The sequence below is a fragment of the Vibrio sp. HM8-C genome (genome assembly GCF_058630515.1).
Genome location: NZ_JBMMKS010000001.1, coordinates 305,290 through 320,439, shown reverse-complemented (window position 1 = coordinate 320,439; position 15,150 = coordinate 305,290). Strand labels below are relative to the sequence as shown.

Annotated in this window: 14 protein-coding genes; 5 read left to right on the top strand and 9 right to left on the bottom strand. The window is 44.5% G+C overall.

Going from position 1 to position 15,150, the window contains the following annotated elements; genetic code table 11:
- The first annotated feature begins 124 nt into the window (after positions 1-124).
- From minC to minE, 3 genes are read left to right on the top strand one after another with little or no spacing between them, the layout of a single operon-like run.
- On the top strand, positions 125-787 hold the full coding sequence (gene minC, locus ACOSVQ_RS01450) for a septum site-determining protein MinC (protein WP_491980825.1): 663 nt from the start codon (positions 125-127) through the stop codon (positions 785-787).
- Between the two features lie 21 nt (positions 788-808).
- Entirely contained in the window at positions 809-1,621 is an 813-nt protein-coding gene (minD, locus tag ACOSVQ_RS01445; protein WP_491980824.1) for a septum site-determining protein MinD, read from the top strand.
- 9 nt (positions 1,622-1,630) lie between these two features.
- Entirely contained in the window at positions 1,631-1,894 is a 264-nt protein-coding gene (gene minE / locus ACOSVQ_RS01440; RefSeq protein WP_491980823.1) for a cell division topological specificity factor MinE, read from the top strand.
- A gap of 74 nt (positions 1,895-1,968) precedes the next feature.
- Here the strand turns inward: minE and rnd are convergent, their stop codons facing one another.
- From rnd to ACOSVQ_RS01400, 8 genes are all read right to left on the bottom strand, one after another.
- A complete protein-coding gene (rnd, locus tag ACOSVQ_RS01435) occupies positions 1,969-3,087 on the bottom strand; it encodes a ribonuclease D (RefSeq protein ID WP_491980822.1) in 1,119 nt (372 codons plus the stop codon).
- A gap of 103 nt (positions 3,088-3,190) precedes the next feature.
- Complete coding sequence (gene fadD, locus ACOSVQ_RS01430; RefSeq protein WP_491980821.1) at positions 3,191-4,879, bottom strand: long-chain-fatty-acid--CoA ligase FadD; 1,689 nt, start codon at positions 4,877-4,879, stop codon at positions 3,191-3,193.
- 143 nt (positions 4,880-5,022) lie between these two features.
- Positions 5,023-5,883, bottom strand: a complete 861-nt coding sequence (locus tag ACOSVQ_RS01425; protein ID WP_491980820.1) for an alpha/beta fold hydrolase — start codon at positions 5,881-5,883, stop codon at positions 5,023-5,025.
- Positions 5,880-6,443 carry a Slp family lipoprotein gene (locus ACOSVQ_RS01420; protein WP_491980819.1) on the bottom strand — a complete coding sequence of 188 codons (564 nt, stop codon included), beginning with the start codon at positions 6,441-6,443 and terminating at the stop codon, positions 5,880-5,882. Before ACOSVQ_RS01420 ends, ACOSVQ_RS01425 begins: the two co-directional genes overlap by 4 nt.
- Positions 6,444-6,480: 37 nt before the next feature.
- Complete coding sequence (locus ACOSVQ_RS01415; protein WP_491980818.1) at positions 6,481-6,777, bottom strand: chromosome partitioning protein ParA; 297 nt, start codon at positions 6,775-6,777, stop codon at positions 6,481-6,483.
- 103 nt (positions 6,778-6,880) lie between these two features.
- Complete coding sequence (tsaB, locus tag ACOSVQ_RS01410) at positions 6,881-7,582, bottom strand: tRNA (adenosine(37)-N6)-threonylcarbamoyltransferase complex dimerization subunit type 1 TsaB (protein ID WP_491980817.1); 702 nt, start codon at positions 7,580-7,582, stop codon at positions 6,881-6,883.
- A gap of 8 nt (positions 7,583-7,590) precedes the next feature.
- Complete coding sequence (gene yoaA, locus ACOSVQ_RS01405; RefSeq protein ID WP_491980816.1) at positions 7,591-9,522, bottom strand: DNA repair helicase YoaA; 1,932 nt, start codon at positions 9,520-9,522, stop codon at positions 7,591-7,593.
- Positions 9,523-9,708: 186 nt separating this feature from the next.
- Positions 9,709-9,918 (bottom strand): hypothetical protein, encoded by a 210-nt coding sequence (locus ACOSVQ_RS01400; RefSeq protein WP_165311881.1) that lies wholly within the window; start codon positions 9,916-9,918, stop codon positions 9,709-9,711.
- A 219-nt stretch (positions 9,919-10,137) separates the two neighbouring features.
- Between ACOSVQ_RS01400 and purU the strand changes: the two genes are divergently transcribed.
- Complete coding sequence (gene purU / locus ACOSVQ_RS01395; RefSeq protein ID WP_491980815.1) at positions 10,138-10,971, top strand: formyltetrahydrofolate deformylase; 834 nt, start codon at positions 10,138-10,140, stop codon at positions 10,969-10,971.
- A gap of 60 nt (positions 10,972-11,031) precedes the next feature.
- Here the strand turns inward: purU and ACOSVQ_RS01390 are convergent, their stop codons facing one another.
- On the bottom strand, positions 11,032-13,035 hold the full coding sequence (locus tag ACOSVQ_RS01390) for an FAD-dependent oxidoreductase (protein WP_491980814.1): 2,004 nt from the start codon (positions 13,033-13,035) through the stop codon (positions 11,032-11,034).
- Between the two features lie 207 nt (positions 13,036-13,242).
- Here ACOSVQ_RS01390 and sppA point away from each other — a divergent pair, with 207 nt between their 5' ends.
- Positions 13,243-15,090: a signal peptide peptidase SppA gene (sppA, locus tag ACOSVQ_RS01385; protein WP_491980813.1), complete on the top strand. Its 1,848-nt coding sequence runs from the start codon at positions 13,243-13,245 to the stop codon at positions 15,088-15,090.
- Positions 15,091-15,150: the final 60 nt, after the last annotated feature.

The window sequence follows — 15,150 nt, the reverse complement described above, 5'->3', positions numbered from 1 at the left end:
CAAATATGCGACCAAATCACTTAATTAACCGCAAGATAACTTGCTGAGCTTGGGCGCTGAATATAACATGACACCCCTAGTCTCAGGCAACGCCTAGCCAAGAGTTTATGAGGTCAACGTTCTAATGTCTAATACACCTGACCTAAAAGGTAGTAGTTTTACATTGTCAGTTTTACACCTTTCTGACAATCACATCTCCAACACTATAGATTTTCTAAAACAAAAAATCGCTCAAGCGCCTGCATTTTTTGCTAATGCTCCCGTTGTCATCAATATTGCTAAAGTCGAAGGAGACATCGATTTTGTGCAACTAAAAAAAGGCATTAGCGAGGCGAATTTAATTCCTGTTGGTATTTCTGGCTGTAAAGATAAACGCAGCCAAACACTTGCTACTGAAGCTGGCTTTGCAGTCATGACCGCCAGTAATAGTCCAACCAATGCACCAGCGAAAATGGCACCAACCAAAGTAGTTCGAACGCCGATTCGTTCGGGTCAGCAAGTTTATGCTAAAGATGGTGACTTAGTGATTCTTAATCACGTAAGTGCAGGTGCTGAAGTGATTGCCGATGGTTCAATCCATATTCATGGCACACTACGTGGACGAGCTATTGCAGGTGCGAGCGGTCAAAAAGAAGCACGTATTATTTGTCACGATTTACAAGCTGAGCTAGTCTCCATTGCTGGAAATTATTGGCTTAGCGATCAGATTGAAAGTGAGTTTTGGCAGCAGAAAGTCATGCTGAGTATGCATGATGACTCACTCCTGTTTGAATCTCTCGCAATTTAAGTTTTAAAGGAAATTATAAAAATGGCACGCATTATTGTCGTAACGTCGGGTAAAGGCGGTGTGGGAAAAACCACATCTAGCGCAGCGATTGCGTCAGGCTTGGCTTTAAAAGGTAAAAAGACAGCAGTTATCGATTTCGATATCGGTCTGCGTAATCTTGATTTGATCATGGGCTGCGAGCGCCGCGTAGTTTATGACTTTGTTAACGTGATTAACGGGGAAGCAACCCTGAATCAAGCGCTGATTAAAGATAAACGCAACGAGAACCTCTTCATTCTCCCTGCGTCACAAACTCGTGACAAAGACGCGTTAACCAAAGATGGCGTGCAACGTGTGTTCGATGAGTTAAAAGAGATGAATTTTGACTTCATCATTTGTGATTCACCAGCGGGTATCGAACAAGGCGCACTGATGGCGCTTTACTATGCCGATGAAGCGATTGTTACTACTAACCCAGAAGTCTCTTCCGTTCGCGATTCAGACCGTATTCTTGGCATTCTTGATTCCAAATCACTACGTGCTGAACAAGGTTTGCAACCTATCAAGCAACATCTGCTATTAACCCGTTACAACCCTGCACGTGTTAATCAAGGCGAAATGCTGAGCGTTCAAGATGTTGAAGAAATTCTGCATGTGCCGCTATTAGGTGTCATCCCAGAAAGCCAAGCTGTTCTAAATGCTTCGAACAAAGGTGTACCTGTGATTTTTGACGAGCAATCGGATGCTGGTCAGGCATACGACGATACAGTAGCGCGTCTGCTTGGTGAGGAAGTTGAATTCAGATTCCTAACCGAGCCGAAGAAAGGCATCTTTAAACGACTTTTTGGGGGCTAAACAGCGACTATGTCTTTACTTGAATTTTTCAGACCACAGAAGAAAACATCCGCGAGTTTAGCGAAAGAACGTTTACAGATTATCGTGGCAGAACGTCGTAGCCAAAATGACCCTGCGCCAACTTATTTGCCGCAGCTGAAAGACGATATTTTGAAAGTAATAGCAAAATATGTGGCCATTGACCCTTCGATGGTTGAGCTCTCTTTCGAACACAAAGACGACGATATTTCAGTACTAGAGCTGAACGTTAAACTTCCCGATGACGAAAAATAAATCGTCCACAGAAAAGCCGACTAATCATGTCGGCTTTTTTATTGATAGTGATACACACAGAAAAGAGAGCGATGTTATTTCAACAACTTATCTAAACGCTCGCCAAGAATCGGCAAACGCCATCCACTCATCACATCTGGTAGCTGTTCAGGATCTCTATCTTCATTCCAAACCCAACTTAATAGCTGATTAAGCTGTTTTTTAGAGGCTAGGAACTCTGTCGCTAATCCAGACGTTTGAGATACAGCTTTCACTTCGTCTTTCAGTCGCTTAAACAACTGCTTGTAACCCGGATAATCCATCAAAGGTACGATTTTCTCTGGGTACTGCTCTTCTGGTGTTTGCATCGCGTCTTTTACGATTTGAATCAGCTTAGTGCTGTGGCGACGAACGGCATGTGGGTCTACACCTTCTTCAATCATGCGTTTCGAGCTGCGAAGAGCTAAACGAGCAATGGTCAGCAGCTCGTTTTCACGTACCACGAAATTTAACGCTAAATCGCGTTTCACCGCTTCATGGTAACGCCAAGTAGCCAATGGTTTTAAGACTGCCAACTCTTTTGGTCTCAGCTGCCACGCACCTTTAATGTCCAAATAGACGTTATCAGGGTTTACTGGCTTGATACGCTTTTCAACCAACAAGTCAGATTCTTGCTGCGCGGCATCCCACCAATCCGCTTGTGTCACTTTTTCTAGCAGTTGTTCGTACATCGGCTGCAAATAAAAGACATCAGCTGCAGCATAATCAAGTTGCTTTTGTGATAGAGGACGAGCTAGCCAGTCGGTGCGAGATTCACTTTTATCTAGCTCAACATCCAGCAGATCCTTCACCAAAGAAGCAAATCCTGTAGAAAGTCCGTAACCTAAAAATGCCGCCATCACCTGTGTATCGACCATAGGGAATGGAACACAACCGAAGGCGTTCTGGAATACTTCCAAATCTTCACCACAGGCATGAAGCACTTTGAGTACAGAAGTATCTTGAAGTAACTGGGTAAACGGCGACATATCTTCCATGGTGAGAGGATCAATCAACGATAAATTCTCACCATCAAACAGCTGGATAAGTCCTAGCTGTGGGAAATAAGTACGCGTACGTACAAACTCGGTATCGAGCATAACGACATCTGCGTCTCGTGCTAATAAGCACACACGCTCTAACTCGTTAAACTGGGTAATAATTTGATAATTCACAAATGGCTCACTATGAGTTTCCCTATTTGACATCAGCATGATCTTCATGGGAACAAAAATGCCGACGGTTTAGGTCGGCATTGTAACATCAATAAATGTCAGGTTACGCACTTTTAGCTAATGCTGCGTCGTTCTCTTCGCGAAGCACGCGACGCAAGATCTTACCAACGTTGGTTTTAGGCAGTTCATCTCGGAACTCAACCAGTTTAGGAACCTTATAGCCAGTGAGATATTCACGACAGTGTTCGATGACATCCTCTTTGGTCAGGCTTGGGTCGCGCTTAACCACGAAAATTTTCACCACTTCACCTGAAACTTCATGAGCTTGCCCGATAGCGGCGACTTCTAACACTTTACCGTGCAATGCAACCACATCTTCGATTTCGTTTGGATAAACGTTAAAGCCCGACACAAGAATCATGTCTTTCTTACGGTCAACAATATGCAACAAGTAATTCTCGTCAAATTTTACGATATCACCTGTTGATAGCCAGCCATCTTCATCCAACACTTCTTTCGTCGCTTCAGGACGCTGCCAGTAACCTTGCATCACCTGTGGACCACGAACTTGCAACTCACCCACTTGGTCATTCGCAAGCACTTTGCCTTCATCATCAACGATACGAACTTCCGTGGAAGGCACGGGTAAACCAATAGCCCCAGTGTATTCAGATAGATCGTATGGGTTGCCCGTAACTAACGGAGCACACTCAGTTAGGCCGTAACCTTCAAGCAAATGGATACCCGTGATCTTTTGCCATTTTTCTGCCACAGCACGCTGAACAGCCATACCACCGCCAACAGAAAGCTTTAGATTGGTGAAATCCAGCTCATGGAAATCTTCATTGTTTACCAATGCATTGAACAGAGTATTTACACCGGTAATCGCTGTCGCTGGAGTTCTTTGTAACTCTTTCACAAACCCAGGAATATCTCTCGGGTTAGTAATCAGGAGGTTGTTGCCGCCCATTTCAATAAACAGCAAACAGTTCACAGTTAATGCGAATACATGATAAAGCGGCAGTGCTGTTACCACAAGCTCACGGCCTTCACGCAAAACGGCACCGTAAGCACCTTTTGCCTGCAATACGTTGGCAATCATGTTTCTGTGTGTAAGCACCGCACCTTTAGCCACACCCGTAGTACCACCTGTGTACTGAAGGAATGCAATATCATCACCTGCCATGAAAGGTTTCACGTATTGTTGACGGCGCCCTTTACGCAGTGCTTTACGCATAGAAATCGCACCCGGAAGATGATACTTCGGTACCATTCCTTTTACGTATTTCACAACGAAATCAACAACGGTACCTTTTGCACGAGGCAGCATCTGACCAAGGCTAGTTAACACAACGTGCTTCACCTGTGTGTTAGCCACGATTTTTTCTAGTGTGCTTGCAAAGTTAGAGACGATAACAATCGCTCTCGCATCTGCATCGTTTAACTGATGTTCTAGCTCTCGAGGCGTATAAAGAGGGTTTACGTTGACCGCGATAAGACCTGCGCGCAAAACACCAAACAATGCCACTGGATATTGCAAAAGGTTTGGCATCATTAACGCGACGCGGTCACCTTTCTTCAATTTCAAATCGTTTTGCAGATATGCGGCAAATGCTCGGCTACGCTCTTCCAATTTACGATAAGTCATCACCGTGCCCATATTGATGAAAGCAGGCTGATCAGCGAATCGATTGACAGATTGTTCGAACATTTCCACCAATGATGGATATTGATCTGGATTTATGGTTTCTGGTACGTCACTTGGGTAACGCGAAAGCCAAGGTTTATCCACGGTAATACTCCTCGTTATAGGCTGGCAATTTATATTCACTAGATTTTCTTATGAACAATTGACTTAACGTCGCGCCATTATTTTTATGGCGCTTATTACAGCACAGCCTTGATGCTTGAGCACGAAAAGGCTCAAACACTTGTTTAAATTTTGTTAACTACGCCAAAAATTAGTTCAGCAACCTGCTCTGGTTGCTCTAAATGGCAATGATGACCACCAGAAACAGTGAACGTTTCTAGACAACTTTGCGCCGAAATGCTGCGAAGTCGCTTTAAACTCTGAAAACCCTGTTCACCTAGAATCAATCGATGAGGACATTGAATTGCAATCATGATTTCATCGGCATGTTGTGGTGACATCCGATATAAAGACTCGCTTTTTAGCTTCACGTCATGACGCCAATGCCACTTACCGTCCACTTGCGTTATACCTCGCTCAACAACAGGGGCAATCAATTCTGGCGCAAGATGGTTACTCATGGATCGGCGCTCTATCGCTTGTGAAACATCGGCATAACTTCGTTCCGGCTTTTTGCGTAAACGTTGGCGACTCAAGACGCCCTGACGTATTCTTTCAACGCTTTCTGACGTCGGTTCAACCAAAGGCGCATAACCTTCAATTTGAACTAATCCAGCCACGTTTTCAGGAAAGGCGGCACTATAGCAACTTGCAACCAAAGCACCAAGAGAGTGACCTACAATTACCCGTTTGTTTGCCGAGAAATTAAGCAATAGCTGACAAAAATCATCGATATAGTCATGAAATGGGTAAAAATTGCTGCCATTTTTATGTTCTGATAACCCATGCCCAGGTAAATCGATTGCGCAAAGGTGTAACTGAGGGGCAAGCCTTACCAGCTCTCGCATAACGGAGAAAAAACTCGCAGCGTTGTCTAGCCAGCCATGAATAAAAACGACCGAAATATCGGCCGCTTTTGAATCTCCAAACTCCACTGCGGCTATCCTGCCACTGTGGATTTGATATTGAGTCTGTTTAAACATCATTTCACTTCTTGAATGACTCGGCCTTCACGATACATGTCATCTCTGTCACGGCAGAAATAACTTAAACAGTGGTGATATAGGTACGGGCCACTGTCTTGCATGATGATTCGCTCTTCAACGCGCCATAAATGATAACCTTTCACTGTCATAACGGGATACTGGTGTTCAAAATCTCCCACTTTTCCAGCTTCAGGCGCTGCGGTATTACCTAACAACGTGACCAATCGACCTTCCGCAAAAGTCACAGGGTCGAGAAACTCATTTACGTAACCAACAAAACGTCCTTGAGGTTCCACTTTCACGCTGGGTCTGCCCACGCTATCAATCGGCACATTGACCACTTCAATTCGAGTTTTGTCTTTTAAGTTGGTAATACTGGCTATTACCCCACCCAATCTCACTTCACTGTCTTGAGATGTGCTTGGATCTACCCATGTTTTGTAATCAGAAATGACGGTTTCTTCAGAAGAAGCACTCAGTTCAGTGGGTAATGAAGTACAGGCAGAAAGAAGGATGACAGCCGTAAAGGCAAATAAGTGACGTAGAGTGATTGGTTTCATGATCGGCTCTCAGGCTAGGCTTAAAGATGCGAATGATTCAGATATAAATATCGACCCCTAACAGCTGGGCTAGTTCCTCTCTTTTAGCACGATTCATGACATCCATGTAGGCTTCCATCGCTTTTCTAGAGCGACCTTCAGGTAAATCGTACTCAACTTGAGCTCGATGGATTTCAGATTCATCAACAGGACGAATAGAGTATGAGACAGCTTCCGCTACTTTAGTAGCTCTGGTAGCAACCTCATTACCTTTCTTAACCCCGTTGTTTTTCTTTGCCTTAGATGTTCGATTGGTATTCGAGACACTGCCGGGCAAACCATTAATTGAAACCATAAAGTTCCTACTGTAAACGGGTAAGGAGAGAGTCCTTACCCTTTCAATTTACTTTTCACTGAGAGCGGATTTTCAACCTAGAAATCCCCCTCAAAGTAGTCCGTTATTCACGACCCGGAAGCTTTTTCCATGCCACAGTATCACGCAGATACACAGGGCTAGAGTCTTCAACAGGTGTTGTATTGCCTTTTGCCCATTCAAACTGAGCTAAGTAAACAATATCTTGCGAGTCAGGATAAAGCATCTCTGACTCAGTTAACGTCAGTGGCAAGTTCGCCAAATCTTCAGCGTACGCTTCCCAACCTGTACCTACTTTTGCCCAAGTTTTGTCATCTTTTTGAACTTCTGCGACTAAAACAGAGGGTGGAATAACGCACTCTGCATCGACTTCATTCCAACTGCCATCTTCTTGACGCTCAAAACGACCCCAATACACTTCGCTCATTCGAGCATCAATTGCACTGGCGACATGAGTTGTACCGTGTAGACGGTAAGCACCTTGTGCCATTGCCGCTAAAGTCGACACACCAATCATAGGTAAATCTGCACCGAATGCTAAACCTTGTGCAATTCCGATACCAATTCGAACACCAGTGAAGCTGCCCGGACCGCGCCCAAATGCCAAAGCATCTAAATCGCTAAGCGCTAAGCCTGCTTCTTTTAAAACCTCGTCCACCATAGGCAGAATTTTCTTTGTATGGTCGCGAGGAGCAAACTCACTACGGAAGTAAACTTTTTCACCAACCATTAGTGCTACTGAACACTGCTCGGTTGCTGTGTCTAAGGCAAGAATTTTTGCGCTCATGGATATCTCTAATTTGTTTCTGTTTCTGATAATTGTGCAAGAAAGCCTTTTACTACATCCAAATCTCGCGTACGAGGGATGGGAGGCAAACTGGCGAGGAAAATTCCGCCGTAGTCTCGGGTCACTAATCGGTTGTCACAGATGATCAATGCACCTTTGTCTTTCTTGTCTCGAATAAGTCGTCCAACACCCTGCTTCAAAGTAATAACCGCTTCTGGCAGTTGTACTTGAGCAAACGGGTCTCCGCCTCGCAAACGGCAATCTTCAATACGCGCTTTTAATAGCGGATCATCTGGAGCGGTAAACGGAAGTTTGTCGATGATAACACAGCTTAATGTGTCACCTCTAACATCAATCCCTTCCCAGAAAGCTCCTGTCGCCACCAGCAACGCATTGCCCAATTCCATAAACTCTGCCAATGTTTTTTGCTTGCTGGTTTCCCCTTGCAGCAACACAGGTAGAGTTAATATCTCTCTAAATTTTTCGCCAAGTTCACGCATCATGCTGTGCGATGTACACAAGAAGAAACAACGACCTTGGTTTTGTTCAATGACAGGTGCCAACATCCGCACCAACTTATCCGCAAGACCAGGGCTGTTTGGCTCCGGCAAATATCTTGGAACGCAGAGTTTCGCTTGGTTTTGATAGTCAAAAGGACTTGGTAATGAAAACTGCTCACTAGGCTGTAAACCTAAACGATGTGTGAAATGACCAAAATCGTCATTCACTGCCAGTGTCGCAGAGGTAAATATCCAAGCACCCTGCTTCATCTCAATTTGTTCATGAAACTTATCGGCGACCGATAACGGCGTAATATGCAAGCTGAAATGGCGTGGCGTAGTATCAAACCAATACGAGTAACCAGTAATTGAGACATCACATACCCTTTCGATGCGACCTTTAATTAGGTTGGCTCGTTCAAATGCCGCATCCAACAACTGGCTACGACCTAACGCTATTTTGAGTACTTCTATCGCGAAGTTGAGGCTCTCTTTAACCCGCTCGATTTCACGGGCGATAGAAGGTGATGCCATTGCTTCTCGCCAGTTTCCTCTGTGACCAGAATCGCCAAGCACAATGCGTAAATCAGCGGAAGATTGTACTAACTTATCACCCACTTTTTGTAGCTGGCGCATATCTTTAGCTTCAGTGCGATAAGCAATTTCAATGTCTTTTGCCAGTTCTTGGATCTGTCGGCTGGAAACCGACTGACCGAAATATTGGCTGGCAATGTCCGGCAACTGATGAGCTTCATCAAAGATAAACACTTCAGCTTCTGGGATCAGCTCACCGAACCCTGTCTCTTTAATAGCTAAATCGGCTAAGAATAGGTGGTGATTGACTACTACGATATCCGCATCCATTGCTTTGCGTCTTGCTTTGTTTACAAAGCATTCGGTATAACTCGGACACTCTTTCCCCAAACAGTTGTCATTGGTAGACGTAATCGTTGGGATCACCATGCTGTCTTCAGGCAGCGCATCACACTCGCCTAAGTCACCGCTTTTGGTCTCCGATGACCATGCCCTTACTTTTACAAGCTGAGTGAGAAGTTGTGGATCTGCGGCGTCATTGGTGTGGCTTTCAACCATCTGTCTGCTAAGTCTGTCTAGACACAAATAGTTAGCACGACCTTTGAGTAATGCCACATTGCCGTGGAAACCCAGAGCATCAACCATTAAAGGCAGATCGCGGTGAAACAACTGCTCCTGCAAGTTTTTGGAGCCGGTGCTGATGATGGTTTTCTTCCCACTCAATAGCGCTGGTACGAGATACGCGAAGGTTTTACCCGTTCCCGTTCCGGCTTCAACAACCAATTGAGATTCGCCAGCGATTGCTTTAGCAACTGCCTGAGCCATATCAATTTGAGCTTGTCGAGGCTGGAAGCCCGGAATGGCTTTGCCTAAAGCGCCTTGTTGAGAAAAGGTTTTTTGGATCATCCACGTCGAAAAATTAATAACTTTGGCGCGATTATGGCAGGTTTTTAAGCTAGGAGCGAATGGCGATAGATATGATTAGACAGCAAGCAGTTTTGTAAAGCGAAGTTAGAAGCGTCTATAACGATTAATCGGTTTGCGTCAGGTACGAAGCCCGTTCGCACCTGACTAACAAGGCTATTGTCGACTCTATTTCCGGTTCAGATACCGGTTGACCCACTTAGACCCTACTTCTAAAGACGTGAGTTGGACTGGCGGCATCATGGCTTTTGCAGCCTCTTCCGGTGACGCTTTGCTCTCCCACATAAACTCTAAAATATCGTCATCAATTGTGTGCTCGCCCATTAATGACATAACACGTTCTACGTACAATTTACGTGCAAGTAATTCTTTGTCCATAAACACCACCTTCGCAAAATCCAGTACCAACAGAGGAGACGCTTTATCTAGCCGAGGTTTATTAGAGCCTAGTTATCCTGAGTTCAGGTTATTTTTTATTTGTTGAAACCAATTGGAGAATAGATTAATTATAGAACCCATATTGGGATTTGCCTTACCGTTCAGGCCAATCTACATCTACTAAGAATTAAAAATTTGCACGCCCGGAAGTCGTATTTAATGGAAAAGAAAACTCTCCTAACGCATTGCAGTGATGCACCAGGACTTATCTCGAAAATCACCAACATCTGTTACAAACATCAACTAAATATCATTCATAACAATGAGTTTGTTGATAACACCAGTGGCCACTTTTTTATGCGTACAGAGCTTGAAGGTTACTTTAATGACCACACTCTGTTGGCAGATTTAGACCAAGCATTACCTACAGGAGCGAAGCGTAAATTAGTCGGTTCATCACGTAAGCGTATTGTGATTCTTGTCACCAAAGAAGCGCACTGCTTGGGTGATATTCTGATGAAAAACTACGATGGCAGCCTAGACGTAGATATCGCAGCTGTTGTCGGTAACTACGACAAACTGCAAACCTTGACTGAAAGATTCGATATTCCGTATCACTGTGTTTCTCATGAAGGTTTAGAGCGTCAAGAGCACGAAAAAGAGCTTTTGGCTGTGATCGAGCAATATCAACCAGACTTCATCGTTCTGGCTAAATACATGCGTGTTCTAACTCCCGGCTTCGTTGAGAAATTCCACCATAAGATTATCAACATCCACCACAGCTTCTTACCAGCATTTATTGGTGCCAAACCGTATCAACAAGCCTATGACCGTGGTGTGAAGATCATCGGCGCAACCGCGCACTTTGTAACCAATGATTTGGATGAAGGTCCAATCATTAAACAAGATGTCATTCCTGTCGATCACACATTCAGTGCTCAAGATATGGCTCAAGCAGGACGTGACGTAGAAAAGAACGTTCTGAGTAAGGCATTGAACAAAGTGATCAATGACCACGTGTTCGTCTACGGAAATAAAACCGTTATTCTTTAAGTTTATAAGAATAAAAAATGGCGCTGAATCAGCGCCATTTTCTTTAGTGATGAGCAGCGATTAAATAGACACTGCCAACTTCACACCCTGACGAATGGCTCTAACCGCGTCCAGTTCACCAGCATGTTCTGCACCACCAATCACATGCAATTTATCAGACAACTGTGACCATTTATCTTCAAACGGACGAACAGACACCTGTCCTGCACAGATAATGACTTTATCTACATCAAGCAGTTTTGATTCACCATCAATGCCGATGTGCAAACCTTGGCCATCAATTCCTTGGTACTCAACACCGCCCAACATGTGCACGCCACGTTTTTCTAACGTTCGCTTATGAACCCAGCCTGTTGTTTTACCGGGTCCTTTGCCTACGCTGCCCTTACGGCGTTGTAATAGCCAAACATCTTTCTCACTACGCGAATCAGGGTATGGATATAAGCCTCCAGGGTAAGCGATCTCTCTATCGATTCCCCACTCATGTAGCCAGTCATCTAATTCATTGTCTTCAGGCTCAGTGATCATGCTTGCCACATCCACACCGATACCACCTGCGCCAACGATGGCAACCTTTTGGCCTACGGGTGTCTTTTCGCGAATGAGCGTCTGATAATCCACCACTTTCTCGCTATTTTCTAATCCTGCGATATCGACTTTACGAGGCTCAACGCCTGATGCCATCACGACTTCGTCGTACTCTGACAACATCTCAAAATTCGCTTCTGTTCCTAAATGCAAACGAACACCTGTTTCATCTAAACGATTAGCAAAGTATCGAATGGTTTCACGAAACTCTTCTTTACCCGGAATTTGCATCGCAAGTCGGAACTGACCACCGATGCGGTCATTACGCTCATATAGATCAACTTCATGACCACGTTCAGCTAAAGTCGTCGCGCAAGACAGTCCAGCGGGACCTGCGCCAATCACGGCGACTTTCTTCTTAACATTCGCTGGTTGAACAACAATCTCTGTTTCGTAACAAGCCCTTGGGTTAACCATGCAAGAAGCGCGTTTACCTTTAAATACGTTGTCCAAACACGCTTGGTTACAACCAATACAAGTATTGATAAATGCTGCGCGCCCTTGCTCGGCTTTATTGACAAATTCTGGGTCAGCTAAAAATGGACGAGCCATAGAAACCATATCAGCTTTACCCGATGCGATGATGCTTTCAGCTTCATCAGGTGTGTTGATTCGATTACAAGTGATAACTGGGATAGACAAGTGAGGTTTAATCTTTTCTGTTACCCAGCTAAATGCAGCGCGAGGCACTTGCGTAACGATTGTTGGAATTCGAGCTTCATGCCAACCAATACCCGTGTTAATAATGGTTGCACCCGCTTTTTCCAACTCTTTCGCCAACATCAACACTTCTTCAAATGTGCTGCCCTGTTCCACCAAATCGAGCATCGAAAGACGGAAAATAATAATGAACTCTTCACCTACCGCTTCGCGAATTGATCTCACCACTTCTAATGGAAAACGAATTCGATTGAGATAGCTACCACCCCAATCGTCGTAGCGCATGTTGGTACGTTTACAGATGAACTGGTTGAGCAAATAGCCTTCCGAACCCATGACTTCCACGCCATCATAACCAGCGAGCTGAGCCAGTTCAGCGCTATTTGCAAAAGCTTGTATGGTTTTACGAATTTGACGCGGTGTCATTTCGCTAGGAACAAATTTGCTTATTGGCGATTTGATAGCAGAGGCACTTTGAGAGAAAGGATGCATCGCATAACGGCCAGCATGGAGAAGTTGTAGCGCTATTTTACCGCCGTGACGATGTACCGCTTCGGTGACAACTTTGTGCTCTTTAGCATGCTTCACACTGCTGAACTCAGCACCGAACGGATGTAAGCGCCCACGTAGGTTTGGAGAGTATCCACCAGTAACAATAAGACCTACGCCGCCCTTTGCTCGTTCTTCATAAAATGCGGCTAGTTTGTGTAAACCTTCTTTCTCGTCTTCTAATCCAGTGTGCATCGAACCCATCAATACTCGGTTTTTCAACTGAGTGAATCCTAGATCCAATGGCTGTAGCAGATGTGGGTACATGGAGAGTTAACCTTTATCGTTATTGTTTTCCGACCACACTATGCCTCACTTACACAAAAATCAAACAAGTGTTTACATTTTTGTAACACCGATCAATCTTGCGGTTGTTTGCGTATACTAGATCACGTACGATGCAACTAAATTAATATTTCAAGCTAATGATTTTGAGGTATTAACAAGCGTTTCAAAGGCTTTGATGGAGACACAATGAAAACAATATTCCGATTTATTGGGCTGCTTTTTAAAGGGATTTGGAAACTAATCACTTTCATTCGTATCGCTCTAACCAACCTCATTTTTCTACTCAGTATCGCACTCGTCTATTTCCTCTATGCTTATGAATCTCCGGCTCCCATCGTTGAGAAAAAGTCTGCACTGGTATTAAACCTCTCAGGTCCAATTGTTGAACAAAGCAGTTATTTAAGCCCGATGGACTCCGTAACAGGTTCGGTACTTGGCAAAGAAATGCCAAAAGAAAACGTATTGTTCGATATTGTGGATACGCTTCGTCACGCAAAAGATGATGACAAAATCACTGGCTTAGTTTTGGCATTACGTGACATGCCAGAAACCAACTTGACTAAGTTGCGCTACATCGCCAAAGCGATTAACGAATTTAAAGCCTCTGGTAAACCTGTTTTTGCTCTGAGCGACATGTACAACCAAAGCCAATACTATCTGGCAAGTTATGCCGATAAAGTATTTTTGGCCCCCGACGGTGCAGTGCTGCTGCACGGTTACAGTGCTTACAACATGTACTACAAAACCCTTCTAGAAAAGCTAGATGTAAACACCCATGTATTCCGTGTAGGTACTTACAAATCTGCGATAGAGCCTTTCATTCGTGACGATATGTCTGAGGCAGCCCGTGAGTCAGCATCTCGTTGGCTAACACAATTGTGGGGAGCGTACATTGATGATGTGGCAACCAACAGAGGTATTACGGCAGACGCATTAACACCAAATATGGATGAGTTTCTTACTCTTCTCGAAGAGTCCTCTGGAGACTTAGCTCAGTTGTCACTCAAAGTTGGCTTAGTGGATGAGTTGGCAACTCGTCAACAAATTCGTCTAGAGCTTGCAAAAACATTCGGCAGCGATGGGAAAGATAGCTACAACGCTGTGAGTTACTACGATTATGCACCAACTGTGATGCCAAAAGTCAGCTCATCTAGTGATGACATTGCCGTTGTTATCGCAAGCGGCACGATTATGGACGGAGCTCAACCCCGTGGCAGCATTGGCGGTGATAGTACTGCAGCTCTTCTGCGCCAAGCTAGAAATGACAAAAACGTTAAAGCCGTGGTATTGCGTGTCGACAGCCCAGGAGGCAGTGCCTTTGCTTCTGAAGTCATTCGCAATGAAATCGATGCACTTAAAGCAGCAGGCAAACCTGTCGTCGTTTCTATGTCGAGCCTAGCTGCGTCAGGTGGTTACTGGATTTCAATGAGTGCAGATAAAATTGTGGCTCAACCAACTACACTCACTGGCTCGATCGGTATTTTTAGTGTGATTACCACGTTCGAAAAAGGTCTCAACAAATTAGGTATCTATACCGATGGTGTGGGCACTTCGCCGTTCTCGGGTATTGGCATTACTACTGGCCTCAATGAAGGTGCACAAAAAGCACTGCAAATGGGCATTGAACATGGTTACCACCGCTTTATCTCATTAGTGGGTGAAAGCCGTGGTATGTCAGTTGAAGAAGTAGATCAAGTCGCTCAAGGTCGAGTTTGGACTGCTCAAGATGCTCAGAAATTTGGCTTGGTCGACAAGTTAGGTGACTTCGACGATGCCGTTGCACTGGCTGCCGAACTGGCTAAGTTGGAAGACTACAATCTATTTTGGGTAGCAGAACCATTAAGCCCTGCGCAGCAGTTCCTGCAAGATATCTTTGGACAGATTAAAGTAAGTTTAGGTTTGGATGTCTCAAGTATGATTCCAGCAGCTCTACAACCCGCGGCAAATCAACTGATAAACGATGCAAACTTGTTAAGCAGCTTTAATGATCCTAAAGGTCAATATGCTTTCTGTCTGACTTGCCAAGTTCAGTAGTCAGTCATTAGAAATTAATTTCCGTTTAAGGGGTGCTAATAATAGAGCGCCCCTTTTTAT